General features: G+C 60.9%; 3 protein-coding genes. 1 reads left to right on the plus strand and 2 read right to left on the minus strand.

Translation table 11 applies throughout. The features are described 5' to 3' along the window. Window positions 1–537, plus strand: a 537-nt coding sequence (locus tag SPHV1_RS03955; protein WP_054944765.1) for an IncP plasmid survival protein KfrC family protein, incomplete at its 5' end; no start/stop codon positions are given. Window positions 538–571: 34 nt separating this feature from the next. On the opposite strand, the gene SPHV1_RS03960 is transcribed toward SPHV1_RS03955, so the two are convergent. Both SPHV1_RS03960 and SPHV1_RS03965 read right to left on the minus strand, forming a co-directional pair. After that, a complete protein-coding gene (locus tag SPHV1_RS03960; RefSeq protein WP_019053940.1) occupies window positions 572–1012 on the minus strand; it encodes a hypothetical protein in 441 nt (146 codons plus the stop codon). Continuing rightward, the gene (locus SPHV1_RS03965) at window positions 1012–1737 is read right to left on the minus strand and encodes an ArsA-related P-loop ATPase (protein ID WP_006954191.1); all 726 of its coding nucleotides are present in this window, start codon (window positions 1735–1737) and stop codon (window positions 1012–1014) included. Before SPHV1_RS03965 ends, SPHV1_RS03960 begins: the two co-directional genes overlap by 1 nt. Between the last annotated feature and the right edge of the window lie 93 nt (window positions 1738–1830).

A 1830-nucleotide genomic window follows, 5' to 3' on the forward strand; every position in this document is an offset into this window, starting at 1 on the left:
CGCACGCTGGATAGTCAGGAAACGGCAGCTATCGCCACCGCGCCAACCGAGGAAACCTATAACGCCCAGCTACAGACGGTCATTGAGGAGAAGGTTGAGCAGGCGAACCAGATCGAGGACCGCCTAGAAAGCATGATGGAGCAGCAAACCGCCCGCTTGCAGCAAATCCAGCAGCAGCCCCCCGGCTTCCTGTCCCTGCCCGGCAAGCGCCAAGCATGGCAGGCCCGGATTGCCAATGCGCAAGCGGCCGTGCAGCGGATCGCGGTAAGGCTAGAAGCCGTGCGCGAAATCCGCGACGGTATGGCCGTTCACGGCCCGCGCGTGGAGACGATCGCGGCGGCCAAACTCGAATATCGAGAGCCGAAACTTGTCGATGATTTCGAGGAGCTGATGCAGGCGCGCCGGTTGCATGAGCTGCACATGCGCGCGGAGCGGGAGAAAGAGCAGATCAGGGAAAAGACGGTCGAGCGCGGGGCGGACGATCGGAAACCGTCAGGCCGCACGCTCGCGCGCGGGTTGGCGAGAGACGGGGGATAGCGCGACCCACGGGGGGGAGGGGCCTTCGCTGGCGTCAATGATGGAACAGGGCAGCGGCCAACACTACCAGCGCCGCGATCAGCGTCAGGCCCGACGCTAGGAGATTGCGGTTAGCGACGGCCCGGCCATCGTTCAGGGGCTTTTGTAGCCCCGTCCCGATATGTTCTCCGACTTCCTTGATGATAGCCTTCGCGGCGGCCTCCATACGTTCATTCATGGCGGCTTCCGAGGCATCCAGCGCGGCGTTCAGCACCGATTCCGCCTTGTCGGTGATAGCAATCGACCAACGATTGCTCATGTCTTCCAGCTCGCTTTTGAACGCCTTTAGTTGCTCCTCCTGCGCATCGGCGCTTTCGCCCAGCAACATCGCGTTGATGGTTTGCAGGATCATCAAGGGATCATCGGCGGACAGCGTGACCCCGTGCTGGCGCGAGATTTCCGCGATCAGCGCCGCGATTTTTTCGTGATCGGCCATTACACGACCTTAGCCTTGTCGAGTTCAGCAAAGACCGCATCACGAACGCGGCCGAGGCGGTGACGCTGCATCAGGGCTATGTCGCCATCGGCAAGCGTTTCCTCAAAAGTCTTGCGCGCGGCCAGCATGTCCCGAACGTCCGCCCCGAAGGTTTCCTTTCTCAGATCGGGGAGGGTGACGATCGCGGCGACCCGATCCTTTAGCTCCCGGTAGGCTTTGAGCTGTTCAAAACTCTTACCCTCTGCCTCGACAGGCCCATGATAGGGGTTGAGCCACACGACGATTGCAGCCGGATCGGGGAAGGCTTCGGCTACCGAGGCGAAGCCTTGAAGCGTGTCGATCAGCGATTGCCCGCCTACGATAATGGTATGCAGGACGAGCTTATGGCCCAGATCGGCAATCACGTCAGGCGCACCGTTGTCGAACATATAGGAGGATAGGGCGCTGTAGCTGCTCGCGCCGCTGTCAATGACCACCGATTCCTTGGAACCGGCGATCATTTCCATCATGGCGTCGAATTTGCGCGGGTTTATGTCGCCGTTTTCCAGCAGCTCGACCTTGGACACGTTGAGGGACTGAAACCCGGCAAGGGTGGCGTTGATCGGATCGGTATCAATGCAGAGCGGGCTTTCGCCTCGCTTGGTCAGATATTGGGCCAGCATCGAGGCGGCGAGCGACTTGCCCACACCTCCCTTGCCCTGCAAAACTATGTGGACGTTGCTCATACCAAATCCTCTTTGTTCGGAGTGGCCGGGTGATTGAAGCGCGCCGGTTTGGGCCGGGGCGGCGGATCAGCTTCGGCCCAGGGCGGTTGTTGA

It is taken from the genome of Novosphingobium sp. KN65.2 (assembly GCF_001368935.1).
Lineage (GTDB): Bacteria > Pseudomonadota > Alphaproteobacteria > Sphingomonadales > Sphingomonadaceae > Novosphingobium > Novosphingobium mathurense.

Bases quoted from the DNA above. Each gene is read 5' to 3' on its own strand.
- SPHV1_RS03965 (WP_006954191.1), bottom strand. From the start codon at position 1,737: ATGAGCAACGTCCACATAGTTTTGCAGGGCAAGGGAGGTGTGGGCAAG.
- SPHV1_RS03960 (WP_019053940.1), bottom strand. From the start codon at position 1,012: ATGGCCGATCACGAAAAAATCGCGGCGCTGATCGCGGAAATCTCGCGC.